Source organism: Streptomyces sp. NPDC058864 (assembly GCF_042742985.1).
Classification (GTDB): domain Bacteria; phylum Actinomycetota; class Actinomycetes; order Streptomycetales; family Streptomycetaceae; genus Actinacidiphila.
The window spans coordinates 1-25,261 of sequence record NZ_JBHYMQ010000095.1; the positions used below are offsets into that span (position 1 = coordinate 1).

At 72.3% G+C, this 25,261-nt stretch carries 18 protein-coding genes, 1 tRNA gene and 2 pseudogenes; 4 read left to right on the top strand and 17 right to left on the bottom strand.

Annotated elements, in window-relative coordinates:
• Nucleotides 1-365 precede the first annotated feature (365 nt).
• The 3 genes from ACFW3D_RS38485 to ACFW3D_RS38495 all read left to right on the top strand — a co-directional run bounded on the left by ACFW3D_RS38485 (nt 366) and on the right by ACFW3D_RS38495 (nt 3,421).
• The gene (locus tag ACFW3D_RS38485) at nt 366-1,946 is read left to right on the top strand and encodes a molybdopterin-dependent oxidoreductase (RefSeq protein WP_500512680.1); all 1,581 of its coding nucleotides are present in this window, start codon (nt 366-368) and stop codon (nt 1,944-1,946) included.
• A gap of 85 nt (nt 1,947-2,031) precedes the next feature.
• Complete coding sequence (locus ACFW3D_RS38490) at nt 2,032-2,691, top strand: fasciclin domain-containing protein (RefSeq protein ID WP_500512682.1); 660 nt, start codon at nt 2,032-2,034, stop codon at nt 2,689-2,691.
• Nucleotides 2,692-2,749: 58 nt separating this feature from the next.
• Nucleotides 2,750-3,421: an anti-sigma factor gene (locus ACFW3D_RS38495; protein ID WP_500512684.1), complete on the top strand. Its 672-nt coding sequence runs from the start codon at nt 2,750-2,752 to the stop codon at nt 3,419-3,421.
• Between the two features lie 196 nt (nt 3,422-3,617).
• Here the strand turns inward: ACFW3D_RS38495 and fxsT (ACFW3D_RS38500) are convergent, their stop codons facing one another.
• From fxsT (ACFW3D_RS38500) to ACFW3D_RS38550, 11 genes are all read right to left on the bottom strand, one after another.
• A complete protein-coding gene (gene fxsT, locus ACFW3D_RS38500; protein WP_500512686.1) occupies nt 3,618-6,761 on the bottom strand; it encodes an FxSxx-COOH system tetratricopeptide repeat protein in 3,144 nt (1,047 codons plus the stop codon).
• Nucleotides 6,758-8,014, bottom strand: a complete 1,257-nt coding sequence (locus ACFW3D_RS38505) for a CHAT domain-containing protein (protein ID WP_500512688.1) — start codon at nt 8,012-8,014, stop codon at nt 6,758-6,760. Before ACFW3D_RS38505 ends, fxsT (ACFW3D_RS38500) begins: the two co-directional genes overlap by 4 nt.
• On the bottom strand, nt 8,011-9,786 hold the full coding sequence (locus ACFW3D_RS38510; RefSeq protein ID WP_500512690.1) for a hypothetical protein: 1,776 nt from the start codon (nt 9,784-9,786) through the stop codon (nt 8,011-8,013). Before ACFW3D_RS38510 ends, ACFW3D_RS38505 begins: the two co-directional genes overlap by 4 nt.
• 3 nt (nt 9,787-9,789) lie before the next feature.
• Nucleotides 9,790-10,746: an AAA family ATPase gene (locus ACFW3D_RS38515; RefSeq protein ID WP_500512692.1), complete on the bottom strand. Its 957-nt coding sequence runs from the start codon at nt 10,744-10,746 to the stop codon at nt 9,790-9,792.
• On the bottom strand, nt 10,743-11,228 hold the full coding sequence (locus tag ACFW3D_RS38520; protein ID WP_500512694.1) for a CU044_2847 family protein: 486 nt from the start codon (nt 11,226-11,228) through the stop codon (nt 10,743-10,745). Before ACFW3D_RS38520 ends, ACFW3D_RS38515 begins: the two co-directional genes overlap by 4 nt.
• Before the next feature lie 29 nt (nt 11,229-11,257).
• On the bottom strand, nt 11,258-14,254 hold the full coding sequence (gene fxsT, locus ACFW3D_RS38525) for an FxSxx-COOH system tetratricopeptide repeat protein (RefSeq protein ID WP_500512696.1): 2,997 nt from the start codon (nt 14,252-14,254) through the stop codon (nt 11,258-11,260).
• Nucleotides 14,255-14,379: 125 nt separating this feature from the next.
• Entirely contained in the window at nt 14,380-15,741 is a 1,362-nt protein-coding gene (locus ACFW3D_RS38530) for an HEXXH motif domain-containing protein (RefSeq protein WP_500512714.1), read from the bottom strand.
• A 2-nt stretch (nt 15,742-15,743) separates the two neighbouring features.
• Nucleotides 15,744-16,934, bottom strand: a complete 1,191-nt coding sequence (locus ACFW3D_RS38535) for an FxsB family cyclophane-forming radical SAM/SPASM peptide maturase (protein WP_500512698.1) — start codon at nt 16,932-16,934, stop codon at nt 15,744-15,746.
• Nucleotides 16,931-17,098: an FxSxx-COOH cyclophane-containing RiPP peptide gene (fxsA, locus tag ACFW3D_RS38540; RefSeq protein WP_500512700.1), complete on the bottom strand. Its 168-nt coding sequence runs from the start codon at nt 17,096-17,098 to the stop codon at nt 16,931-16,933. Before fxsA ends, ACFW3D_RS38535 begins: the two co-directional genes overlap by 4 nt.
• Nucleotides 17,095-18,603 (bottom strand): hypothetical protein, encoded by a 1,509-nt coding sequence (locus ACFW3D_RS38545; RefSeq protein WP_500512702.1) that lies wholly within the window; start codon nt 18,601-18,603, stop codon nt 17,095-17,097. The genes fxsA and ACFW3D_RS38545 overlap by 4 nt, the downstream gene beginning before the upstream one ends.
• Nucleotides 18,604-18,647: 44 nt before the next feature.
• On the bottom strand, nt 18,648-19,232 hold the full coding sequence (locus tag ACFW3D_RS38550) for a hypothetical protein (RefSeq protein WP_500512704.1): 585 nt from the start codon (nt 19,230-19,232) through the stop codon (nt 18,648-18,650).
• Nucleotides 19,233-19,819: 587 nt separating this feature from the next.
• Here ACFW3D_RS38550 and ACFW3D_RS38555 point away from each other — a divergent pair.
• A pseudogene (locus ACFW3D_RS38555) lies at nt 19,820-20,325 on the top strand (NADPH-dependent FMN reductase).
• 55 nt (nt 20,326-20,380) lie between these two features.
• On the opposite strand, the pseudogene ACFW3D_RS38560 reads toward ACFW3D_RS38555, so the two are convergent.
• From ACFW3D_RS38560 to sucC, 6 genes and pseudogenes are all read right to left on the bottom strand, one after another.
• Nucleotides 20,381-20,650, bottom strand: a pseudogene (locus ACFW3D_RS38560) (helix-turn-helix transcriptional regulator); the annotation flags it as partial.
• 202 nt (nt 20,651-20,852) lie between these two features.
• A tRNA-Leu gene (locus tag ACFW3D_RS38565) sits at nt 20,853-20,937 on the bottom strand.
• 130 nt (nt 20,938-21,067) lie between these two features.
• Entirely contained in the window at nt 21,068-22,612 is a 1,545-nt protein-coding gene (locus ACFW3D_RS38570; protein WP_500512706.1) for an aldehyde dehydrogenase family protein, read from the bottom strand.
• Nucleotides 22,609-23,061, bottom strand: a complete 453-nt coding sequence (locus ACFW3D_RS38575) for a carbonic anhydrase (RefSeq protein ID WP_500512708.1) — start codon at nt 23,059-23,061, stop codon at nt 22,609-22,611. The genes ACFW3D_RS38570 and ACFW3D_RS38575 overlap by 4 nt, the downstream gene beginning before the upstream one ends.
• Nucleotides 23,058-23,933 carry a succinate--CoA ligase subunit alpha gene (gene sucD, locus ACFW3D_RS38580; protein ID WP_500512710.1) on the bottom strand — a complete coding sequence of 292 codons (876 nt, stop codon included), beginning with the start codon at nt 23,931-23,933 and terminating at the stop codon, nt 23,058-23,060. Before sucD ends, ACFW3D_RS38575 begins: the two co-directional genes overlap by 4 nt.
• A 5-nt stretch (nt 23,934-23,938) precedes the next feature.
• Nucleotides 23,939-25,078: an ADP-forming succinate--CoA ligase subunit beta gene (sucC, locus tag ACFW3D_RS38585; RefSeq protein ID WP_500512712.1), complete on the bottom strand. Its 1,140-nt coding sequence runs from the start codon at nt 25,076-25,078 to the stop codon at nt 23,939-23,941.
• Between the last annotated feature and the right edge of the window lie 183 nt (nt 25,079-25,261).

The window sequence follows — 25,261 nt, forward strand, 5'->3', positions numbered from 1 at the left end:
GGCCACCTCACATCCAACGCCGGGTCAGGAGTGGTACGTCGAGATTCCATACTGCAGATTGCATACCGTATGGAGTAACCATGGTTGCGGCCGTCGCCGTGGATGTCCAGAGAACGCGGGCAAAGATTTCCCGCGGCGACCGGGCGGCCGGGCCGCGTTCGCGGCGCCACGGTGCTCTGTTCGCCGACCGGTCCCGCCCCGGCCACCGGTCGCGCCCGGGTCGTCGGCCGGTCCGCGGGGTCCTGCACGGGCATCGCGGGCGTCCACTTATGCCCCACCGGTGGCGTCGTATGCGCCGATGCGACCCCGGTCACTCGTTTGGGTGATGCACCAATCTCCGGCCGGGGACGCGACGAATTACCGGTGTGAGGATCTTGAGCACGCAGCAGCTGACACGTGGCGCCCTGGGCGCGCTGTCCGGACTGCTTGCCGCCGGCGCTGCTCTGGCGGCCGCGGAACTGGCGGCGGGGGCGCTTCGGCCGCAGGCGGGTCCGGTGGTCGCGGTGGGCGGGGCGGCGATCGACAGGACGCCGGCTGCCGTGAAGGACTGGGCGATCCGTTCGTTCGGCACGAGCGACAAACTGGTGCTGCAGCTCGGCATTCTCGCCGTGCTGGGCTTGCCGGCGGTCGGGCTGGGTCTGCTGGCCCTGCAACACCGGCGCGCCGGGGCGGCGGGAGTGCTCGCCTTCGGCGCGGTGGGAGCGGGAGCCGCTCTGAGCAGGCCGGACTCCGCCGGCGTCCTCGACGCGTTGCCGTCCCTGGTGGGCGCGCTGGCCGGTGCGGCCTTGCTGTGGATCCTGGTCGGGCGCCTGACATGGGTCGGTGCGCCCGGGACCGAATCCGAGTCGGATTCGGTGGCGGATCGCCGCCGCTTCCTGCTGACCGCCGCCTCGGCCGCCACCGCGTCCGCCGCGGCCGGGGCGCTGGGACGTGCGCTCGCTTCCTCCGCGGGTGATCAGGCGGTGGCCTCCCGCGCCGCCGTCCGGCTGCCGCTGCCGGGTTCGCCCGCTCGGCCGTTGCCGCGCGGGGCGGCCCTGCGGGTCGCCGGGATCAGCCCGTTCGTCACGCCGAACGACGACTTCTACCGGGTGGACACCGCGCTGGTGGTCCCCAAGGTCGACGCGACTCGGTGGCGGCTGCGCATTCACGGGCGGGGTGTCAGCCGCCCGTTGGACCTCGGCTTCCAGGATCTGCTGCGCCGTGACCTGGTCGAGCGGGACATCACGTTGACCTGTGTCTCCAACGAGGTCGGCGGCCCGTACGCGGGCAATGCGCGCTGGCTGGGCGTGCACCTTGCGGACGTCCTGCGCGAGGCCGGCGTACGGCCGCCCTCGCGGGGCGGCGCGGCGGACCAGCTGGTCTCCCGGTCCGTCGACGGCATGACGATCGGGACACCCGTCGAGGAGGTCATGGACGGCCGTGACGCGCTGCTCGCGGTCGGCATGAACGGCGAACCCCTGCCCCTGGAGCACGGATTCCCGGTCCGCATGGTCGTGCCCGGCCTGTACGGCTACGTCTCGGCGTGCAAATGGATCGAGGACATCGAGCTCACCACCTTCGACGCCTACGACCCCTACTGGGTGAAGCGGAAGTGGGCACGCCAGGCACCGGTCAAGACGCAGTCCCGCATCGACACGCCCAAGCCGTTCGCCCGTCCGAAGGCCGGGACCGTCATGGTCGCGGGCGTCGCCTGGGCGCAGCACCGGGGTATCGAGCGTGTCGAGGTGCGCGTCGACGACGGCCCGTGGCGGGACGCAGACCTCGCCGCCCAGGCCGGCACCGACACCTGGCGGCAGTGGTCGATCTCCTGGGAGGCCACCCCCGGGCCGCACACCCTGACCGCGCGGGCCACCGACGGCACCGGTGCCGTGCAGACCGCCCTGCGCACACGGACCATCCCCGACGGCGCCAGCGGCCGGCACTCGGTGGTGATCACCGTGGACTGACCCCGCCCGTCGCCGGATCCCCCGAGACGCACCAACGGCTCCGAGAGCCACTCCCCCGAAGAGAAACGATCAAGGAGATTCACTGATGAACACCCTGCGCTTCCGCCGTATCGCCCTCGCGGTGTCCGCTGCCGCGGTCCTGCCCCTCACGCTGACCGCCTGCGGCGACGACAACAAGGACAAGGCTTCTGACGCCTCGTCCACGATGGCGGCGTCCAGCCCGGCCGACGACGGTTCCGCGGGCCAGGACCCCGGGGACGCGATGGCGCTGAACAAGCCCTTCGGTGCGGCGTGTTCGGCGGTCCCGAAGGACGGCGCGGGCAGCTTCGACGGGATGGCCCAGGACCCGGTGGCGACGGCCGCGTCGAACAATCCCGCGCTGTCCACGCTGGTGGCCGCGGTGAAGAAGGCCGGTCTGGTCGACACCCTCAACAGCGCTGAGAACATCACGGTGTTCGCGCCCACGAACGACGCCTTCGCGAAGATCCCGAAGGCCGACCTGGACAAGGTGCTGAACGACAAGGCCACGCTGACCAAGATCCTCACGTACCACGTCGTCGGCCGGCGGCTCACCCCTGCCCAGCTGGAGAGCGGCTCCTTCGACACCCTGGAGAAGGGCAAGCTCACCACAGCCGGTTCCGGCGAGGACTACAGCGTCAACGACTCCTCCCACGTGGTGTGCGGCAACGTCAGCACCTCCAACGCCACCGTCTACATCGTCGACACCGTCCTCATGCCCAAGTAAGCGGGCCAGCCTGTCCGGGCCCGCCGCGCGCGGGCCCGGACAGGCACCCGAGCGGAGCTTGCCGCCCGTCGCAACGGCCGCTGAAGTCCGGGAGTTCCGCGAAACCGCGGCACGTATGGCCTTCGCCGTGGCCGAGACTCCGCCGCGCTCCCTGCACACAGCCGTCATGGCGGCCCTGCCGGGAGTCAGGCAGCTTCCCCCGCGGACGACCGTGGACATCCGGGCGTTGCGCCTGAGGGAGCGCCGCAGCGGGCAATGGCGTCAGCACCTCCCGTACCTGGCCACGGCAGCCTGCTTGGCCGCGTCTGCCACCCTCGGCAGCTCGGTCCTGTTCTCTTGGCACGCAACCGACGTGCAACGTGCCCGCGCCGTCCGGGCCGAACAGCAGACCGCTTCCCTGGCCGCGGTGCCGGCGGATCCACGGGCCGTCGTTCGCACCGCGACGCTCAAGGGCGGCGGCACAGCCACCGTGGTGGCGTCCTCGGACCACGCCGAGACCGCCTTCTTCTACTCCGGACTGCCGGCGCTGCCGAACGGGCAGGTCTACCAGCTGTGGTACGCCCACGACGACGCCATGCGATCCGCCGGACTCATCACTCCCCAGAAGGCCCCCGGGTCCGTTTTGCTGAGCGGCAGCCTCCGAGGAGCACAAGCGATCGGCATCACCGTCGAACCCCATGACGGATCGGACAGGCCCACCACCCCGCCACTGGCCATGCTGCGCCTGTGACCGGAACAGCGAGGATGGCTACGCCGCGCCGGACGGGTTTCTGCTCGTCGGCCATGCCTTCCGGATTCAGCCAGTGCAACCGAGGCAAGATCGATCGGCTCACCCGTGGGAGGACTGGCCCGGGGCGGCGGCGACGGGCTCCTCACCTCGCTTTCACTGCGTCCGGCCCGGTCAGGTCCGCTCGCTCCGGTTCCTGCTACGTCATCAGCGGCTCGAACTCCCAGCCCGGCTCGTCGCCGCGGACCAAGGCCCGGTACGTCCGGCGGCTTCCGGCGGTCCACGGATGGGAGTCGGTGAGCAGTCCGGCGAGCACGGTGAGCGCGTCGGCCGCCAGGGCCTGCGCGGCGGTGGGGTCGTACGGCGCCGTGACGATGGCCAGGTTCACCTTGCTGCCGGCGGTGAAGGGGTGTTCCTCCCCGAGGCGGTCGAGATATCCGTGGTGCACCGCGGTCATGGTGTCCAGTGCCCGGCGACGGTCACCCTGGTCGTGCAGGTACATGGCGTGGGCGGTGGTCACCTGGAGACGGCGCGGGTCGTGGTCTGCCAGAAGACGGGCGGCGTCCCGCATCGCGCGCCCGATCTCCTGTCCGGCCTCCTCTGTGCGTCCGACGGCACGCAGGCACTGCACCCAGTTGTGCCGGGCGAGCAGGGTCTGGACGCCGTGCGTGCCGAGGCGTTCCTCGCTGGCCCGCAGGTTGCCCTGCTGGATGCTGAGCGCCTCGTTGATCCTGCCCAGCAACCGCAGGTCCAGGGCGACCATGAACTCGCTCCACAGGGTCCAGTGGTGGCCCGCGCCGAGGCTCTCGGCGCGCTGGTTGGCCGCCTGGTCGTCGAGGGCGAGTGCTTCGTGGTAGTTGCCGAGCAGGCGCAGGGAGACGGCGAGGTTGTTGAGGGAGGTGGCGACCAGCGGGTCGCGGTGGCTGGTGAGCCGGGTCCGGCTGTAGGCGCTGGCCTGCCGGGAGGACTCGAGGGCTTCCTGGTATCTCCCGGTGGCGCGCAGGTCGGCGGCGTGGCCGCTCAGGGCGCGGATCAGGCCGGCGCCGCTGGTCTCATGCTCGACCAGGGCGGCGCTGACCGTGGCGCTGCGCGCGTGGTCGCCGACGGCTCGCAGCAGGTTCCCGTACTCGTGGTCGAGTGCGCGGAGCACGTCGCCCGCGGCTTGCCCGGGCCAGGCGTCGCGGACGGTCTCCGCCGCCTGGAGGGCGGTGTCGTACTCGCCGACGAGATACATCTGGCGCAGGCAGTGCAGGACGAGGGCGGTGCTGTCGGCCGTGGTGAGGGCGTCGCAGTGCGGCAGATGGCGGACGAGTTCCCCGTAGTCGGGCCAGGTCCCGCTGTTGTCCGGTGTGCCGGGATCGTTCGCCCTCAGGACGGCGCGGGCTGCCCGGGCGTACTCTTCCCGGGCGCTGGGCGGGGTGTGGGCGCGCACCTGTGCGTGCACGACGCTGTGTATGCCGAGGAATGGTCCGAAGGTGCCGGTCGCGTCGGGTGCCCTGGTGACCAGGGCGTAGCGCAGGAGGACGTCGACGGCCCGCTGGACCGCGTCGGGGTTCCCGAGCAGCCGCTGCAGCGGTGGTGGTGCCGGGTCGGGTGCCGGGGTGCCGAGGAGCATGCCCAGCGGCACGGGCCCGGGGGCGAAGTGGGCGCACAACCGCAGCAGCGCGAGGGCGTCGGTGTCGGTCGACTCGAGTTCCTGGAGCGTGACGGCCCAGGCTGCGGGCATGTCGAGGGCGACGGCCAGCCGTTCCACGTACTGACTTACGGTGGCACCGGAGTTGGCGAGCCAGGCGGCTGCCATGGAGAGGGCGAGCGGCATGTCGCCGAGGGCTTCGGCGAGGGTCCGTGCCTCGCTGTCGGTGAGCTGCGGTACGCGTCTGCGGACGGTCTCGACCGCCTCGTCCCGCTGGTAGACGGGCACCTCGAGGACGGGGAGCCGGCGGGACTCCCACTGCGCGGTGCGTGAGGTGATCAGTACGTGGCCGTGACCGGTGGTGTCGTCGCCGGGGACGAGGTCGTGGATCTCGTCGGGGTCGTCGGCGTTGTCGACGATCAGGAGCCATGGCCGGTGTTCGGGCGCGCGCAGGGCGTCCAGGGCGGCGCTGACGCCTTGGAGGTAGTCGTGCTCGGCGGCCGCGGGAGCGTTCAGGGCCCGGCCCAGGGCGCCGAGGTCGCGCCGGTAGACGGCCCGGTTCTCGCCGCTGACCCAGCACACGAGCTCGTACTGGGAGGCGAACCGGTGGGCGTACTCGGTGGCCAGCTGGGTCTTTCCGACGCCGGGGACGCCGGCCAGGGCCAGGCGGGCGGGAGTCCCCGCGTCATGCAGTCGCCGGTAGATGCGGGCGAGGAGGTCCTCGCGTCCGGTGAAGCGCCGGTTGCGTGAGGGGACACCGTGGGTGACGCTCGGCCGCAGGCCGGGATGGCGCACGGCCGGTGCCGTGCCGGGAAACTCGGCGCCGAGGCCGAGGCGGCGCGTCAGATGTTCCTCGGCTTGCGGGACGTCCATGCCCTCCAACGCCGCGGGCATGGCGTCCCGGGGTGGCAGTGCGGGCAGGGCCGCGTCGTCGACGGCCATGACCGTCAGACGGACGGCGGAGGTCTCGGTCGCCTCGGCCAGGGGGGCCGTCCATTCGTCGGCCGGACGCGCTGTCCGGCGCAGAAGGCTGTGGCCGAGCAGGAACAGAACGGGGCCGGGGGCTGCTTCGAGGGCGGAGGCCAGTATCTGGCGCGGCGTTTCGATCCGGGTCGCGGCGACGCGCTGGTAGCGGACCGGGCGGCCGTGGCGGCGGCAGACGTCGCCGGCCCACAGTGCCCAGGCGCTGTCGGGGCCGGTGTAGAGGATGGTCAGGGGCGGCGGGGCCGCGCGCTCCTCGGCGGTCCCGGTGAAAGGTGATGTGAAAGGTGACGTGCTGGTGTGGGCCGGCAGGTGGCGGGTCGGCGGAGCGGGCGGGGTGCCCGGACCGGCGGGGCCGATGTCGACGGGTAGTTCGACGACGTGGATGGGGACGCCATGGGCGTTGGTGAGGCTGAGCCACAGGGCCGCGGCGCCAGCGGTGCCGTCGGCGGTCTCGACGAGGAATTCGACGGGGCCGTAGGTGCCGCCGAAGCGGTGCAGCACCAGCAGGGGTTCTTCCAGTGCCTGGCAGGTGAAGTGGTCGCCGCCGTCGAGGCCGACGACGAACTCGAGTTCTTCCTCGGGCCAGGCCCAGTCGCCGTTGCCGCCGTCCTCGGTGAGCGGTCCGGCGAGGTCGACGGTGACGAGGTGGCGGCTGCCGGGCAGAACGTGCCGGGGCCAGGCCACCAGGGGTGCGGTCAGTAGCGGGATGTCGCCGTTACCGGTCATGCCGTCGCCTTTCCCGGCGGTTCGGCCAGGGCGAGAACGCGGGCGGGGTGTCCGTAGTAGTGGAACATGAAGGCGTACAGCACGTCACGGACACGGCGTTGGCCCTCGAGGTCGTACGTGGTGCCCCGGGGGTAGCGCAGGGGCAGGCGTGAGAGGTCGCCGAGGGCCTGGGCCCGGCGCTGGCGGAAGGCACGGATCAGTTCGCCGAGTCCGTCGCCGGGGAGTCCGGCGGTGCCGGCCATGAGGACGTGGACAAGAGTTCGCGCCTCGGGGTCGCCCACTTCCCCGGCGGCGACGATGCATCCGTCCGCGCCTTTGGCCAGGAAGAGTTCGGCGAATCCTCGCCGGCGGCGTTCGCCCTGGCGGCGTGCGTCGAGGAACTGGCCGGAGTGGCAGACGTTGAGGAAGACGACGGGGCGGTGGCTCTCCAGGAGATTGAGGGAGCGCTCCTCGATCTCCTGCCAGGTCAGATGGTCCAGGCGCAGCTCGCTGAGCCGGCTGCCGTGGTGTCCGTGGCAGCCCAGATACACCAGGTCGGTGTGGTGCTCGTCCTCCTCAAGGGTGTCCAGGAAGTCGGGAAGGGTGTCGCTGACGTCGTGCTCGAAGGGCACGAAGGCCGCCAGGTCTCCTTCCATCTCGCGGTCGACGTAGGCCACCACTCGGCCGGGGCGGGCGACACGGTTCTGGGGAAGATCCTCGGAGCCACGGACGATCCATCGGCTCACGGACAGGACGGCGCCCAGCAGCTCGGGTTCCGTCCCCTGCCGCACCCACAGCATTTCCCAGGGAAAGTCGCCCCCGGTCTCGTCACGCACGAGAACGGCGGGCGGTTCGTGACTGTCGTCGCGCAGGTGTGCGATCCAGTCCAGCAGTTCGGGGTGACGCTCCGACCAGCGCCTGATGCCGCGCAGTATCTCGGAGGGGTCATCGCCCCCGGGCCTGAGGCCGGCGAGCGTGATGTCGGGGGCGAGGAGACGGTCGTGGGAGGGCGGCAGGTTCAGCGGCCGGTGCCTGCCGCACCAGCACCAGCCGCGGACCCGGTACGAGTCCTCGCCCTGGGTCCGTTCGGCGCTGATGTGCAGCACGGCGATGCCCTCCGGCAGGCGGCTCGTCGCCGAGACGCGTGCCGCCGCCATCATGACCGTGGGGTGCCGGACCGCCCGGGCCACGGTCTGGTTGGCGGTGGTCTGCAGGCGGCGGGCCAGGGCACGCGGAGCGCGGGCGCCGGGGCGGCGGGGCGGCAGGGCGTTCATCGGCGGGCGGTCCTCCCCCCGCGGGTGCTCAGCACGGCCGCGCCCAGCCGGTCGGCGAGTTCCCGGACGAGACCTCGGTCCGTGTGGCCCTCCGGTGTCAGGAGGAAGACGCACAGCCGGGTGCGGTCCTCCTCGCCGAGCCGGGCAGCGGCGTCCCGCGCGTCGTCGGCGCCGTCGGCACCGACCGGCGGGTCGGGCAGGCGCCCGGACAGGCTCGCCTCCAGGGGGATGTTGCCCCGCGCGTCGGTGGCGATCACCGCCTGCACCTCGGCGGCGCCGCCGCTGTGCCGGGCCAGCACCCTGTGCACGTGCCGGGCCAGCAGGGTCAGGCCGTGGGCGAGCGGCGTGGCACGGCCGGCCGGGCGGCGCAGGGCGGCCGCAAGCGCGGGATGCAGGACGTTGCGGACGGTGAGGACTTCGGCGCGTACCTCGTTCGTGGCGTCGCGGGACCCGGTCTCCACCACGACGACTCCGGCACGACGGGTGTAGGCCCAGCTCAGGAACGGCTCGAGGGCTGTGCTCCAGTCGCCGCCGTCGCGGGAGGTGTGGTCGAGGAGGACGGCGAGGAACCGGTCGGGGACGGGGGCACGTCGGTGCTCCCGCAGGTCGGTGGGGTCGATGACGAGCGGTCCGCCGTCGGGGGAGCGCAGCGGGCGGAACAACGCCGCCTGCAGCACGGTGCCGACGACCGACAGGTCGTGCAGGGAGCGGGCCTGGGTCAGGCCGGTCACCGGGCCGCGGCGCGACCGGTGGCGGTGGTGTGCCCCGACTGTGCGGGGCAGCCGGAGAGAGACGCCACCCGGGGCATCGACGGTGCTGCCCTCCGGGAAGGGGGGACGGACGGCCACCGATGCCGCCGGAAGGCTGCGGTTGTCCGTGGGGACATGGGCGGAAACGGTACCGGATCCGGGCGCGAGGGAGGACGGCTCCGCTGCCGTGGGCGGGGTTCGGGGCGGCAGCACGGGGGGCGTGTAGGCGTCGGCTCCTGACTGCGGGCCGGGGTCGGGAAGTTCGGCCAGGCCCATCACCTGTGCGGCATCGCGGGCATGGGCGAGACCTGCCTCGCGCAGCCCGTCGAGCCGGGCCAGGGTGCGGGTGAGGCGCGCCGCGGTCAGCAGGCGACGTGGGCCGGCCTCCGTACCGAGCCGTTGCGCAAGGTGGCGGACCGCGCGGTCGGTGACGGCCGGCAGGGGGGTGGGCCCGGGCGGACGGGGCAGCGGGAGATCTCGGATGTCGTCAGGGGTGAGGTCCTCGGCGGTGGCACAGAGTGTGAAGCGGTCGAGGACATGCTGTGGCACGGCATGCAAAGAGGGGGTGCCGCAGAAGGCGAGCCAGCGTGACCTGGGGCGGAAGCGGCGGCTGATGCCGTGCTCGACCACGATCTCGTCCGCGCCGACGAACTGGATCACGGCTCGCAGGCCGGTGGTTCCGAGGCGTCCCAGGTCGGGGATGGTGACCACGGGCGGCGGATCCGGGGCGAGTTCGGCTCGGACCAGGTCACCCGGGCCGATCCGCCACCAGGTGGCCGAGGACGGTTCGGGCCGCGGCGTGGCCCAGATGTCCTCGTCGCGGGTGGCCGAGTCGAGGGTCAGCCGGAGCGTGCTTCCCTCCGCGCCGGCGGCCGCCCCCACCATGGCGGCGAGCTCGCGGGCCACCGGCGTGACCAGGGCCGGGTCGGCGTCGAGCACCAGCAGGCCGCCCAGCCGCGGGTCGACGGCGACGGCCTGGAGCAGCGCGGTGAGCCTTTCGACGGTGCTGGTCACTGCGGGCACCGGCTACTCCTCGAAGAGGTCGGCCAGGACCACTTCGTCCTCCTCGGACCAAGGGCGGACGCCGGTCTGGTCGTCGTCGGCGCGCCGATGGGACAGCGCCATGGGAAGGACCTTGCGGATGTGCCGGCCGGTCACCTCATGCGCCCCGTCGAGGGCGGCATGAGCCCTGGCGGCCTTGAGCGCGGCGACCTCGCCGCGGTGCCCCAGTACCCCGAGGGCGGTCACGGCCTCGACGGTACGCCGCGTCAGGTCCTCCGGGAGGTGGACGGAGCTCAACGCGGAGCGGGCCTTGCGCAGGGCTTCGGCGCGCTCCCGGTCCAGGGCGCGCGCTTCCTCCAGCCAGGCGGAGCGCTCCCCCGCCCGTTCACTGGCGCGTTCCTCATCGAACCGCAGCACCGTCATGACCATGCGGTGCCGTTGGTCGGGTTCCAGGGAGTCGACCGCTGCCATCAGACCGAACCGGTCGAGAAGTTGGGGCCGCAGCCAGCCTTCCTCCGGATTCATGGTGCCCAGGAGGACGAAGGAGACGGGGGTCCGGGTTTCCTGGCCCTCGCGTTCGACGAGCAGGATGCCCCCGGCGGCGACGTCGAGGAGGATGTTGACGATGTGGTCGTCGAGCAGATTGACCTCGTCGATGTAGAGCACGCCGGCGCGTCCGGCCTCCTCGATCAGGCCGGCCCGCTTCACCGCCCGGCTGTCCATCAGCGCGTCGATGTCCCAGCCGCCCAGGACCCGGTCGTCGGTGGCGTTGATCGGCAAGGTGACGGGCAGCTGCCCGTGAGCCATGAGAGAGAAGGCCCGCACCAGGGTGGACTTGGCGGTGCCGCGTTCCCCGCTGACCAGGACACCATTGATCGCGGGTGCCACGAAGGCCAGTTCCAGGGCGAGTTTGAGGGAGTCCTGGCCGACTATTCTGCTGAACGGCAGGATTCCTGCGGCCAGGTCGTCGGCCGCGTTCACCGGTGGGTGACCTCGCGTCCCGGCTCGCCCTCCGTGCCGCGGACCGCTTCCTCGCTGCCGGGGGTTTCCGGCGGCTCGGCCTCGTCCCCCTGTGGCACGGCCTCGTCCTCGGCGCGCTGCCGGGGCAGGTCATGGGCTCCGGTGGGTGCGGTGTCCCAGCGGAAGGTGAAGCGTATCTGCGCTTCGGCCCCGGCCTTGGCTATGCCGACGGTGCCCTCCCCCTTCATCGTGACGCCGAACTGCATCTCGATCTCGTCGGGGCGCACCACCCGCCCCAGCGCGGCGAAGCGCCGGGCGGCCTGGCGGACGGCCTCCTCGGCGAGTTCGAGTGCCGGGCCGTAGACACCGCGGACCAAGTGATCAGGATCCAGGGCGCGTCCGGCGCGGCCCCGGGTCCTGATGTCGTCGTAGAGGGCGTCGCCTTGGGGCGGGGTGTCCGGTGTGCCTGGGCCGTCGGCGAAGACGGGTATGTCGATGGGCATGTGGTGGTTTCCCCCGTGTACGGCTCGGGTCAGGGAGTCAGTGGTTCGAAGTCCCAGTGCGGGCGGACTCGGTTGCGGGCGGCGAGGGTGTGCAGGTGGCCGCGGCCGAGGGTGTCGGCGAGATCGGTGATGGCCGAGTCCTCCTCCTTGGCGGCCTGGGCGAGCTTGCGTACGCCTCTGAGGTCGTCCGCGTGGGCGATGCGGGCGGAGAGGGTCAGCGGGTGGGTGCGTCCAAGGGTTTCGGTGGCCCGGATCACCGTGGTCTCGGACAGTTCGACGGCGGCCTCGTACTCGCCGGTCATATGACGCAGAGCGCAGGCATTGACGGCGCAGCCCAGGGTCCACGGATGCGACTCGCCGACGGCGGCGGTCATGGCGGTCAGTGCCTCCTCGGCGAGGTCGGAGGCCTGGCGGCGCTCGCCCACGTTGCGCAGGACAAGGGCAAGGTTGCTGCGGGCGCCGGCGCTGAAGGGGTGATCCGGGCCGAGCATCGTCTCGTATGTGCCGGACACCCGCTCGGACAGGGGCCGGGAGTCGTCGATGTCGCCGTGTTCGCGGATGTAGAAGGCCAGGGTGTTGAGGTACATGCTGGTGTCGGGATGGCGGTCGCCCAGGGTCCGCTGGGCCCGCTCGACCACCGAGGTGATCTCCTGTCCGGCCTGGTCCACGGGCCCGTTGCGCAGATGGACCAGCCCCAGGTTCAGCTCGGCCCTGAGAACATCGGGGTGGTCCTTCTCCATCCTCCGCGCCACGTACTTCGCGAGGTTGTCGTCCTGCTCGTGCTTCGCCTCGCGGTAGCGGCCCAGCAGACGCAGCATCTCCGCCCGGCCCCGCTGGGCGTTGAGGGTGTCTGTGTGGAGCGGTCCGCGGTAGCGGGCGGCGGCCTCGGTCGCAACCTGGAAGTGCAGCACCGCGTCCTCGTAGCGGCCGAGGAGACGCAGGCTGGCGGCCAGGTTGTTCTGTGCCTGTGTGACGGGCCGGGCCTCCTCTCCCAGCAGACGCTGGTAGGTGTCGAGCACCCACTGCTGGAGTTCCAGGGCATCCTGGTAGCGGCCGAGACCCCGCAGGTCTGCGGCAAGCCCGCTGGCCGCCCGCACATGATCAAGGTCGTCCTGGCCCCGCTCGGCCCGCAGATGGTCGACGACCCTGCGGTTCGCCTCCTCGGTGCGCGCGTAGTCGCCCGTGCTGCGCAGCAGGTTGGCGTAGTGGTGGGTGAGGTCCCAGATGCGCTCGTGCTCGGCGCCGAGCAGGTCGTTCCAGATGCCGAGGGTCTCCTCCGCCAGTGAGATGCCCGCGGAGTACTCACCGGCGCTGTACAGGTACCGCAGGCAGTTGAGGACCAGGTCCTGGACTGCGGGGTCCGTACTGCGCAGTGCTCCCGAGGGCCGCAGGTGGGGGGTGATCTCGGCGTAGCGGGGCCAGAGCGCCGGGTTGCCGGGCGACTGGGGATCGGCGGCGGCCAGGGCAGCGCAGGCCACGGCTCCCAGAGCCTCGCGGTCCGCCGGGGGCATGTTGTGGTGCACGATCTGATGGACCATTCGATGCAGGTAGACGGAGTCCGGGGCGTCCTCGTCCCCGTGCGCGGTGCCGCGGCCGGTCTCCTCGAGGCTGACGACCGAGTACTGGCGGAGCGTGGCCAGGGCGCGGTTCCATACGACGGGACTGGACAGGAGGCTGCGGACCCGCTCGGGCAGCTGACTCCGGCGGATTCCCTGGAGCAGACCGATGGGGATGCGCCCGGGCGCGAAGCAGGAGCTCAGGCGCAGCAGGTCCACGGATTCGGGGTGGGTCTCCTTCAGGCCGTTGACCAGCAGGGCCAGTGCGGTGGGGAAGGAGGTGGGGAAGTCCTGGGAGGTGCTCAGCAGCTCGTCGTCGGGGCCTTGTTCACGCAGCGACTGCAGGTAGTCGTCCATGGTCATGTCGGACTCGTTGAGCCATGCCGCGGCCTGGTCGAGGGCGATGGGCAGGTCCTCCAGGGCTCCGGCGAGCCGGTCGGCCTCGTCCTCCGTGAGGCGGGGCGCGCGGCGCTGGACGAAGGAGACGGATTCCACGCGCTGGTAGACCGGCACCGGCATCAGATGGCTGTTGTACCGGCCCCAGGCGGTGTTGCGGGAGGTGATCAGGAGGTGGCCGGAGCCCGACGGGAGGATGCCGTCGAAGCTCGCGGGGTCGTCGGCGTTGTCGAGGACGACGAGCCACCGGTCGGAGGGCTCTCCTTTGCGGAGGGCCTCGAGGACCGCGCGCAGGCGCTCGCCGTAGCCGGGTCCGGTCGCCAGCCGCAGGGGGCGGGCGAGTCCGGCGAGCTGTTCGCGGTAGGTGTAGGCGTTGTCGGCCCCGGTCCACCAGACGACGTCGTACTCGGAGCCGAAGCGGTGGATGTACTCGGCGGCGAGCTGGGTCTTGCCGACGCCGGGCATGCCGTGCAGCGTGAGGACGCCGGAGCCCTCGTCGGAGGTGGTGAAGAACTGGTAGATGTCGCCGAGCAGGTCCTCGCGGCCGGTGAAACGTCCGTTGCGGCGGGGCACGTTGCCGCGGACGTCCGGCGTGTCGCGGGGGAAGCGGTGGACCCGGGTCGGGACGGGGCCGACGGGCAGGCCGGTGAGGCCGAGCCGCTCCAGGAGGCGGTGCTCGGCGTCGGGCTCGCGCAGGCCGAGGAGTTCGGCCGGGGCGAGCCCCGCCGAGGCGGAGGGCAGGGCCTTGGAGGCGATCGTCACCGCGTGGAACCGGCCGGGGTGCTCGCTCAGCACGGTGCGCAGGGCCTGGTTCCACTCCGCCTGGGTGCGGGGGCCCATCTGGAAGTACCAGTCGCTGCAGAGGATCAGAACCCGACCGGGCGACAGGGCGAGGTCCGTGAGGAGTTCGACGAGCGACTCCTCGTTCGCAGGGTCCCAGCGCTGGAGTACGGCGTGGACGCCGCGCCGCTCGACGCGGTCGGCGATCCACGTGGCCCAGGGCCGGTTGAACCCCGCGTAACTGATCGTGACGACGTCGTTCCGTGGTCGCACGGTCACCTGATCCCCCGTCATAAGGTCACTCGGTTATCCGACTTTAGGGTGTGCGGCCCCGGGGCGGGCAAGGTTTGCGCCACTCCTACCGCAGGTCGAGTGCCCGCAGGCAACTTTCCCATCGCATCCGTTCCGCCTGCAGGGGTTTATGGGATCTTATCCTGTTTCATCTGGTTTTTCCGCTTCCATAACTCGCGTGCCGTGGCGACGTAGGCCTGTGCGCGGTGCCGATGAGGGCGCGGCGGCTCGTCCAAGCGCCGGTGGGCGGCGATCATTCCGTCGGTGAAGCGCCGTCCCTCAGGTGTCAGGTCGGTCGAACCCGCCAGCTGCCCGAGGGCAGCCGTGACCTGTTCGCGGCACCGGGCGTACTCGGCCCAACCGCGCTCCCGCCCGTGCCCGTCCGGCGTGTTCAGGACGTAGCCCTGCCACCACAAGGCCAGGGCGAGATGGCTGTAGACCCCTTGCCACAGCCCGTCCAGGGGACGTGGATCCGGCCGCCAGGGGGCGAAGTACCGGGCGTCGGGCGGGGCGTGGTGCAGGGTGACGAGGTCGGTCAGCGCGGAGAGTTTCGCGTGCTGCGTCTCGTGGACCAGCATCTCGGCCACGCCCAGCGGGCCGGGCGGCAGACTGGAGTAGACGCAGCCGAAGGCGCCACGCCGGGTTCCGCTGCAGTAGCCGAGCGGACCGGCCTCCTCAGGCACGGCAACCGGGACCAGAGAGGCCAGCAGCCGGCCGGTCTCGGCGGCCTGGTGAGGGTGACCGTGCCGCAGGAGAGCCGCGAGCGGACCGCTCCACGCCTCGTGCCAACGCTTGCGTCCGGCGTCATCAAGGGTGGCGGCGTGGATACCGAGAGCCGCGTCGTGCCGGTAGGGGCCCAGGTCGTCGAGCGGCACGGGTCGCCCGCCGGGGATGAGCGCGGGCAGGGCGTGGGCCGCCCGCCATCCGGGGTCCGTGGACCAGGCCCCGTGCTCCGGCTGCGGGCGGACGATGACCTCACGGCCCGCCGCGGGGGTCAGGCGCAGCACGGTCCCGTCGAAGCGGGCGCTCACGTCTGTGTCCGGCCCGCAGGCGAGCGCCCCGAGCCCGGGCAGGTGGAGTTCGCCCCGCTCGGTGCTCAATCGTGTCCGGAACGGCAGGCCGCAGCGGACCGCGGCGGCGACGACGACCGCCCCGAAGAACCCGAGGTCCGCTGAGCGCCCGGCGGTCAGGCCGGCGAGGGCCTGCCGGGCCCAGGGGCCGACGAGCGGATGCTGGAGGCCACGGTGGACGGCCTCCCGGGCATCGGGGCCGCATCGCTCGGCCGACTCCAGCAAGTCCCAGTGGTCACGGAACCGCGACCTCTCGGCGGGGGCCGCGGCACTGCTGGCGTCGAGGAGCAGCCGCAGCAACAGCAGTCGGCGGGCTTGCTGGCCGCGGAGGAGAAGGTCCAGGGACTCGTCGTCGCTGCCGGTACGGGCGAGCAGGTCGAGCACGTGTCGCGGCACCGGGGTAAGCCCGGGAAGCACCACGGTCAACGCGTTCCCCCCTTCGGGGCCACGGCGGCCAGGGCTGCAGCGATGTGCCGTATGAGCCGCTGCAGGTCGGCGCAGTACACGGACGGATGGGCGAAGCCGGCGCCGGCACGGTAGCGGTGGGCGTAGTGACCGCCTCCGCAGACGCCGACGACGGGGCAGGCGCGGCAGGCGGGGGCGAGCGCACTCGCACCGGCCTGGCGGGCGCGCACACCGGGGTGGCGAAGCGCGTCGTCGAGCGTGTGACGGAAGACGTCGAGGCCGGTGGCGGCCGCGCCGTGATAGGCGGATTTCAGGGAGTCGACCTGCTCCAGGCCACCGTCCGTCTCCACCACCAGCGCGGTGAACGGCGCTGTCCCCAGGGATTCGCCCGCTGCGGGAAGGCCGAGGAGGAGCGCGACACATTGCTCGAAGAGCCGGATCCTCGTTCGAGGGCTCGGGGCGTGCCACCACTGGTCGAAAACGGCGCACAGCCAGTCGCCGTAGGGGGCGGAGTCACTGGGCAGCAGAGGCGGCGGCGCGCTCCAGTTGCCGTGCGGCAGGAGGAGATCGAGAACGGGGGGCTCGAGTTCCAGGAGGGACGTGTAGACCTCGGCGGGGTCGGATGCGGGGTCGACGACCGTGAGGATGCCGGCGTAGATGCCGGGGTGACGCCGCGCCAGGAGACGGGCCGCGGCAACGGTCCGGGCGTGGGCGGGCCGTCCGGCGTGGTCGACGCGGCGGTGATTGTGGTGGGGAAGGCCGCCGTCGATGCTCAGACCCACGCTGATGCGATGCTCGGCGAGCCGGGCGGCGGTGGCCTCGGTGAGCAGGGTGCCGTTGGTCTGCACCGTGACATCCACGGCGCAGCCGGAGGGAACCGCGCGGCGCACCGCGTCCGCGTAGGCGGTCAACGGCCCGGGACCGTCCAGCAGTGGCTCACCGCCGTGCAGAACCAGGGAGATGCGGGGCAGCGCGTGAGCGGCTGCGTGTTCGCCGATACGGCGGGCGGTCTGGTCCCGGACGGCAGGCAGGACGGCCGGGGGCCGGTCGCGCCATGTGGTGTCAGGCCCTTCGTACAGATAGCAGTACCGGCAGGCAAGGTTGCAGCGGGCGTGCGTCTTGACGATGAACTGGTTGAACGGCACCGAGGTCCGCGTGGTGCCGGGTGCGGGGTCGGGCGTATGAACGGTGCCGGACGAGTGCGTCACCGTGGCACGGCGTTGTTGAAGCCCCAGAGGGTTTCGGCGGCGCTGTCCTGTCTGTCCGTGAGCCGTTCGAGGAGGTCACTCAGAACGGGGTGGTCCAGGGTTCGCAGGGTTTCCAGGTCGAGACGAGAGAAGTCGGGCAGTTCCTGCGGCGTGCTCTCGGTCATGGGTCCCCCGTGGTGGTCGCCAGTCCTGGTGTCCCGTCGAGCGCTGCGAGACGTTGCGCGCTGTCCCTTGGCGCGGGTGCTGCTGTCACTTCCATGCCCGCCGGAAGTCCTGTCCACTCCTGCACCGCCCGATGGTAGGCGGCGTGAGCTGCAACGGGCCGCTGCGCCGCTTCGTACGCCGTGCCCGTGAGGTGCAGGGCACGTGCGGTGAGGACGACGGCCTGTACGGTGCGCCGTGGCGTACGGGCCGCGGCGTCGGGCACGTCGATCGCCTCCTGCGCGGCGCGGACCGCGGCACGGAAGGCCGCCACGGCGTCGTCGAGGCGCGCCGGGCGGTCCAGGCCCGCGGCTGCGGTGATCCGCACCTGTCCGCACTCGAGGAGCCGGGATGCCCTGGTGAACGGCTCGTCGACGGTGTCGGCGGCGAGACGCAGACAATGCTCCGCCTCGCGGAGGTCGATCCGGTCACCGGTGAGGCGATAGCGGGCAAGCAGGGCGCGGCCAAGGAGGGCACGACGCTCGGCCAGGGCCGGGTCGTGGTGAGGGGTGGCCCGGATGCAGGCACGCAGGGCCGAGACGGCCCGGCCGGTCTCCTGGGCGGCGGGAGGCGCTGCACGCAGGAGAACCGAGGCGAGAAGCTCGAGGGCGGCGGTGTGCTGGGGGCCGTCCGGAGGCAGGTCCGCCAGGGATCGAGTGAGGTGCTCCTCGGCGGTGTCCAGGTGGTGCCTGTCCCAGGTCTCCCGATGGAGGGCGAGGGAAAAGCGTGCGGAGCGCACGAGGAGGTGGGCCTGCCGGCTGCCCGAGGTGTCGGCGAGGCGGCGGGTGAGGAAGGCGTGGAGCTCCTCGTGGTGGTCGGGGCCCGCGTCCAGGAGTGCGTCGGCGAGCTCCAGGTCGAGCTCGGGGACCTGGCCGGGCCTCAGTCCGGCGACGGCGGCGGTGAGACAGTGCACGGATCGTGCCACGTGGTCGCGGGCCTCGACCGGGTCGTCGCTGGTGGCGGCGAGTCGGCGCAGCAGGCGACCGTGGACCAGCGCGACGTCGTGCGGTGCGCCGGCGAAGTCGGTGACGGCCTCGAGCATGCCGATGCCCTTGTGCAGGGCCGTGTCGTCACCGTCCAGGCTCCAGCGCATCTCGAGGGCCTTGACGCGATCCAGGATGAGCCGGCACAGCGTCGGCGTATCGGCGGCAGCGCGGCAGGCCGCGGCGTAGGCGGTGTCGGCGCGGGCCAGCAGCCGCAGGGCCGTGGCGGGGTCGGCGTCGCGGACGGCTTCGCCGGCCTGGGCGCCCAGCACGGCGGCCGTGGCCGCGTGGCCCGGTCCGGTCGGGGCCCGGCGGGCGGACCTGCGGGCGTGGCCCAGTGCCTCGGCGAGGAGGGCAGGAGCGCCGTGCGCATGCCACAGGAGCAGCAGCGCGCCGGCGCACTCGGCGTCAAGGACGGGATCGGCGTCCTGCCGGGCGGTGGCCACGCGCAGCCGCCGGACGGCTTGCAGAGGGGAGGGAAACACACCGTTGTCCTCGTCGTAGTCGGGGGCCGGCGTTCGGCCGGTGCTCAGGGTGCGGGCGGACGTGTGGCGGACTCCGCCGGTACGGCGTCGGACTGCACACGCCGCGGCCGTTCGACGGTCTCACCGCGGTGAGCGGGCAGGAAGGGACCTGCCACGACGCTCAGTTCGGCAGCGGCACCTTCGCCGAGGATGAGCCGGGGACGGCTGCCGGCCGTGCGGTGACGCCAGAGCGGGCGCAATGCGTGGTGCGGGCCGGGTGCGTGCGGGTCCGTGACGGCGTCTGGTACCGGAACGGTGGCCGCCACGTCGAGGGACAATGCGCCCGACTCCGGTCCCACATCTTCCGCAGGCGGCACGGAATCCCGCCTCCGGGAACCGCCCGGAGAGCCGACGCCGCCAACGTCCGGATCCCATCCGGCGGACGGGGCGGCGGACATGCCGACGGCCCACGGAGAACCGCCGAGGTGTCCGGCGAGCCATAAAGCGTCGGCAGGCCGAACGGCGTCGGGGTCGAGGCCCGTCGGCCTCAGCAGGGCGATCAGCATGGCGAACCGATCCCGCTCCGCCTCCATCGCCGCCTCACCTGGGCCGGTCAAGTCGTTGGACGAGTACTTCAGCCAGATGCTCACGCACCGTGCCCGGCGCAACGTGGGTCAGGTGGATCACACCCGGTAGAACAGGCCGTGGCTCGCGGTTCCCACGGTCCGCGCCAAGGAACGCTGCCACGAGGCGGGCCCGGCGAAAAGTGAGCGACTCGGCGTGGGAACAGCGCACAGAAAGGCAGCAGGCAGAGCGTGTTCGAGTCGCAAGCCCTGGATGGCCGGATCCGGCAAGCGGGGGCACCGTCCTTACCTGCCCTGGCCGATCAGGGCCACGACGACGGTCGGCTCGAGATCGACCGGTCCAGCGCACCGACTCACCGGCCAGCGCCATCGCCTCCTCCGTCGCGGCGGTCCATGACATGAGCCCACGTCAGGACCGGGCCGCAGCTGGAGCACGTGGCTCCCGCGGCACGGTAGCTTCCCAGCCGCGGCGACCCGTTTCGCTCCTACCCGTGGGCACTCCCGCGGATGCGTGGAGCGGCGGCGCACTCGGGGATCGCCCTGCTGCGGCGCCGTGCGTCGGTTTCGCCACCGAGCGCCGAGACGCCCACTCCGGCATCGGCCACCCCCGATGCGCGCATAACGCAACGGACGGAGCGAATCGGAGTGCCGCCGTGGCGGACGGGGTTCTCGACATCGCCAAGCAGCGTTCCGATGCGGAGTCCGAGCTCGTGGACCTGGCGGAGTACCCGGTGCCGCTCCTCGACGAGGCGCTCCCGCCGTCGGTCGGGCAGTACCAGAACGACCACACCAAGGCGTGGGCGTCGAAGATCGCCGAGTTCGACGGCTTCGTGTTCGTCACCTCCGAGTACGACCACTCCACCACGGGCGGCCTGAAGAACGCGCTCGACTACCCGTACGCGGAGTGGAACAACAAGGCCGCGGGCTTCGTGGGCTACGGCTCCGGCGGTGGCACCCGTGCCGTGGAGCACCTCCGCCTCATCGCGAGCGAGCTGCAGGTCGCCACGGTGCGTGCGCAGGTCGCGCTGTCCCTCCTCACCGACTTCGAGAACGACAGCGTCTTCAAGCCGGGCCCGCACCACCGGCCCGCCGCGGAGGCCATGTCGACCAGGTCGTCAGCTGGTCGAAGGCTCTGCAGCCGCTGCGCGCCGCCGCCTGATCAGCCACCGTCCCCCGCCCCTCGGGCCCGCGCGGCGGCCCTGCGCCGCCGGAGGTCAGGTTCCGAGGTGGGTTCCCGGGGTGTGGCCGAAGGTCCGGCGGAAGACGTCGATGAAGGTGCTGGCCGACGACCATCCGCACCGATGGGCCACGGTGGTCACGGGTGTTCCGTCGGCCAGCAGGATGAGGGCGTGATGAAGCCGTAGCTGGGTGCGCCACTGCGGAAAGGTCATGCCGAGGTCGCTGCGGAAGAGCCGGGAGAGCGTGCGGGCACTGGCTCCGATCTGCCGGCCGAGCTCGGTGAGGGTGCGGTTGTCGGCGGGGTCGTCCGACGGCCCGATCGGCCCGCGCCTGATCCGGCACCGCGTACTGACCCGCACGGTGTTCGACAGCAACATGCCGCGGCCTCTGGATGATCACCCGGCTCTCCCGCGAATGCGGCACAACCCCGCGGTCACGGAAGCGGAACGGGCTCCCGGCGGCGACTCGCATCGCTGCCGGGAGCCCGTTCCGTTCGGTACTCCGATGTGTCCGAGGGGGGACTTGAACCCCCACGCCCGATAAAGGGCACTAGCACCTCAAGCTAGCGCGTCTGCCATTCCGCCACCCGGACAGGTGATCCGCAGGGCTGGCCCCGCGGCGACAGGCACAACGATACCAAGGATTCGGGGTGGGTTTCACCTGCGTATCCGCTGGGTGCACGGGGTGCCGGGGCCCCGTGGACGGGCCCCGGCACCGGCGGCCTACGCCGCTTCGGGCGGCATGAGGTGGTAGCCGGGGAAGTTCCCCGGGGGGCGCTCGTCCGCGGGGCCCTGGGTGACCGCGCGGACCAGCAGGTCGCCGCCGACGAAGGCGCCGCGCCAGGAGGCGCCGAGGCCTCCGAAGTGCTCGGCGCGGTCGCCGCGGGAGCGGGGCCGGTTGTGGCCGACCTTGAAGGCGCGGATCTGCGGGGCGAGCCGGGCGTAGGTGTCCTCGTCGTCGGTGGACAGGGTGGCGACGAGGGTGCCGCCGCCGGCGTTCAGGGCGGCCAGCAGTTCCGCCTCGGTGTCGGCCAGGACGATCGTGTCGACCGGGCCGAAGGGCTCCGCGTGGTGCAGCGGGGAGGTGGGGGGCGGGTTGAGGAGGGCAACCGGCGCCAGGTAGGCGGAGGTGTCCTGGCCTGGCAGGAGGCGGGCGTCGGCGAGGCTGCCGCGGTGCAGTGGGATCGCGCCGTGGTCGATGGCCTCGGAGACGAGGTCGCCGAGTTCCTTGGCCTTCGCCGCGTTGATCAGCGGCCCGAAGTCGAGCTCGGGGAGGTCGTCCCCGGGGTCGTCGACGGCGAGCGGGTGTCCGAGCCGTACGGAGCGCACGGCGGGCAGATACGCGGACAGGAAGTCGTCGAAGAGCTCGCGCCGCACGACGAAGCGCGGGTAGGCGGTGCAGCGCTGCTTGGCGTAGTCGAAGGTCCCCCGGATCTGGGCGGTCAGGGACTCCCAGTCGCTGTAGTCCCACACGCCCCAGGTGTTGAGGCCCTCCTCCCCCAGGACGTGGCGTCGGCCCGGGTCCGCGCCCGCGGCGGCGGCCCGGCCGCCCGCGTCCCGGGCACCGACGGAGGAGACGCAGCCGATCTCCGGGGCCCGCACCAGCTCCGCGGAGAGCTCGTCGCCGCCGCTGACCAGGGTCACCGGTACGTCCTCGCGGGCGATGAGCGCGCAGGCCAGGGTCAGGCAGGCCACGCCCCCCTCGGTGGGGGCCTTGGCGATGACGGCGTTGCCGGCCAGCGCCTGCACGAGCATGGCGTGGACCAGGACGCTCATGGGGTAGTTCCAGCCGGCCATGTTGCCGACCGGGCCGGGCAGCGGGCGGCGCCACTCGACCATGTCGTCGATCTCCCCGACGTACCAGCGGACGCCGTCGACGGCCCGGTCCACGTCGGCCAGGGCGAGCCGCCACGGCTTGCCGATCTCCCACACCAGGAGGAGGGCGAGCAGCGTGCGGTGCTCGCAGAGGGCGTCCAGTGCGGCGGAGACCCGCGCCCTGCGCTCGGCCACGGGGATCACCCGCCAGGCGCGGTGCTGATCGAGGGCGGCGCGGACGGCCCGCCGGGCGGCGTCCGCGCCGAGCCGGGGCGCCCCGGCGACGGGGCTGCCGTCGACGGGACTGGTGGCCGGCAGGATCCGGCCGTCGGCCTGCCAGGCCCCGGCCCACAGGTTGAGCACGCGGTCGTCGTGGAACGCCTCGGGGGCGGCCCGCAGGCACCGCCCCCAGGCGTCCGCCCAGGCCGTTCCGGGCTTGAGGACGAGGGTCACGGGTTCTCCGCTCGTTCCGGGCGGATCTCGCGCAGCGCACCGCCGCGGGTGTAGAGGAATGCCCGTACCAGCTCGGTGCGGGGCAGTTCCGTGGTGTCGCGGAGGCGGGTGAGGCACGCGACGAGGTCCTCGGCCGGGTCGCCGAGCGCCGCGCAGTCCTCGTGGTGCACCAGCACGATCTGTCGGGTGCCGCCGTGCAGTTGGCTCTGCCGCAGCGAGCGGACGGTGTCGGGGGTGACGCACCCGCCCGCGTTGCGGATGACGTCGGCGTCGCCCGGCCGCAGCCCGAACATCGCCTCGACGCCGAGGCGGGAGTCCATGCACGCGACGATGGCGACTCCGGTACGGGCCTCCTTCCTCCCGAGGTCGATCGGTGTGAGTGCCGCGCCCACGTCGTGCCTGCGGATGAGCAGTTCCTCGACGCCCGCGGTCCTCGCGGGGGCGGTCACCGCAGCAGCCCTCGGACGAGCCGCGCGGTCTCCGACGGGGTGCTGCCGACCTTGACGCCGGCGGCCTCCATCGCCTCCTTCTTGGCCTGGGCGGTGCCGGAGGAGCCGGAGACGATGGCGCCGGCGTGACCCATGGTCTTGCCCTCGGGCGCGGTGAAGCCGGCCACGTAGCCGACGACCGGCTTGGTGACCAGGCGGGAGATGTAGGAGGCGGCGCGTTCCTCGGCGTCGCCGCCGATCTCGCCGATCATGACGATCAGCTCGGTCTCGGGGTCGTCCTGGAAGGCGCGCAGGCAGTCGATGTGGGTGGTGCCGATGACGGGGTCGCCGCCGATGCCGACGGCGGTGGAGAAGCCGAGGTCGCGCAGCTCGTACATCAACTGGTAGGTGAGCGTGCCGGACTTCGACACCAGGCCGATGCGGCCGGCGGTGGTGATGTCGGCCGGGATGATGCCCGCGTTGGACTGCCCGGGGCTGATGAGCCCGGGACAGTTCGGTCCGATGACGCGGGTGCCGGAGGCGACGGCGCGGGCCCGGAAGGCGACGGTGTCGTGGACGGGGACGCCCTCGGTGATGACGACGACGAGCCCGAGCCCGCCGTCGACGGCCTCGTCGACGGCGGCGCGCACGAAGGGCGGCGGCACGAAGACGACGCTGACGTCGGCGCCCGTCATGCCGACGGCCTCCTTGACCGAGCCGAAGACCGGGACGGTGCGCCCGTCGAACTCCACGCTCGTGCCTGCCTTGCGCGGGTTGACGCCGCCGACGACGTCCGTCCCCGAGGAGAGCATGCGGCGGGTGTGCTTCATGCCCTCCGAGCCGGTCATGCCCTGGACGATCACCTTGCTGTTGCGGTCGAGGAAGATGGCCATCGCGATCAGCTCCTTGCGGGCTCGGCGGCCCGCGCGGCCGCGCCGTCCATGGTGTCCAGCTGCTGTACGAGGGGGCCCAGCGACGCCGCGGCCTCGTCGAGGACGGCCCGGCCGCGCTCGGCGTTGTTGCCGTCGAGGCGGACGACGAGGGGCTTGGTCAGCTCCACCAGGTCGAGGGCCTGGACGATGCCCTCGGCGACCGCGTCGCAGGCGGTGATGCCGCCGAAGACGTTGACGAGGACGGAGGTGACGTCGGGGTCGGAGAGGATGACGCCGAGCCCGTCGGCCATCACCTGGGCGGAGGCGCCGCCGCCGATGTCGAGGAAGTTGGCGGGGGCCGCGCCGTGGTGGGCGACCACGTCGAGGGTGCTCATCACCAGGCCCGCGCCGTTGCCGATGACGCCGACGGTGCCGTCGAGCTTGACGTAGTTGAGGCCCTTGGCGCGGGCGGCGGCCTCCAGGGGGTCGCCTTCGCCGGGGGTCTCGTACGCCTCGTGGACGGGGTGGCGGAAGCGGGCGTTGGCGTCGAGGGACACCTTGCCGTCCAGCGCGAGGAGACGGCCGTCCGTGGTGCGGACCAGCGGGTTGACCTCGACCAGCAGGGCGTCCTCCGCGGTGAAGACCTCCCACAGCGCGATCAGCACGGGCACGGTCTCCTCGGGGAGCCCGGCCGCTTCGGCGATCTGCCGGGCCTTCTCCTCTGTGACGCCCTCGGCGACGTCGACGGGGACGCGGGCCAGCGCCTCCGGCCGGGTGGCGGCGACCTCCTCGATGTCCATGCCGCCCTGGGCCGAGGCCATGGCGAGGAACGTCCGTTCGGCGCGGTCGAGGAGGAAGGAGACGTAGTACTCGTCCTGGATGTCGGCGGTCGGCGTCAGCATGACCTTGCCGACCGTGTGGCCCTTGATGTCCAGGCCGAGGATGGCGCGGGCCTTCTCCTCCGCGTCCGCGGGGTCGGAGGCGAGCTTCACGCCGCCGGCCTTGCCCCGGCCGCCGGTCTTCACCTGTGCCTTCACCACGACCTGCCCGCCGAGGCGTTCGGCCGCGGGGCGGGCCTCGGCGGGGTCGTCCACCACGTGGGCGGCGAGCACGGGGACACCGTGCCGCGCGAAGAGCTCCCGTGCTTGGTACTCGAACAGATCCATCGTCAAACGCACCTGCCCTGACTCGGGGTCGAACGATAATCCGGTGCACACCTCTGGACACCGGGTCGTCGATGCGGGATAAACGTCTGCATACAGTATTCGTCGGCTGTATGCAATGTACAGACTGCAGAACGGAATCTTGCGATCTGCCTGCTCACGGGCCCCCGACCGGAAGGAACCTTG

Coding starts and splice junctions, on each gene's coding strand:
- ACFW3D_RS38520 (WP_500512694.1), bottom strand. CDS start 11,228: ATGCCCATCGACATACCCGTCTTCGCCGACGGCCCAGGCACACCGGAC.
- sucC (WP_500512712.1), bottom strand. CDS start 25,078: ATGGATCTGTTCGAGTACCAAGCACGGGAGCTCTTCGCGCGGCACGGT.
- fxsA (WP_500512700.1), bottom strand. CDS start 17,098: ATGACCGAGAGCACGCCGCAGGAACTGCCCGACTTCTCTCGTCTCGAC.
- ACFW3D_RS38505 (WP_500512688.1), bottom strand. CDS start 8,014: ATGAACGCCCTGCCGCCCCGCCGCCCCGGCGCCCGCGCTCCGCGTGCC.
- sucD (WP_500512710.1), bottom strand. CDS start 23,933: ATGGCCATCTTCCTCGACCGCAACAGCAAGGTGATCGTCCAGGGCATG.
- ACFW3D_RS38490 (WP_500512682.1), top strand. CDS start 2,032: ATGAACACCCTGCGCTTCCGCCGTATCGCCCTCGCGGTGTCCGCTGCC.
- fxsT (WP_500512686.1), bottom strand. CDS start 6,761: ATGACCGGTAACGGCGACATCCCGCTACTGACCGCACCCCTGGTGGCC.
- fxsT (WP_500512696.1), bottom strand. CDS start 14,254: ATGACGGGGGATCAGGTGACCGTGCGACCACGGAACGACGTCGTCACG.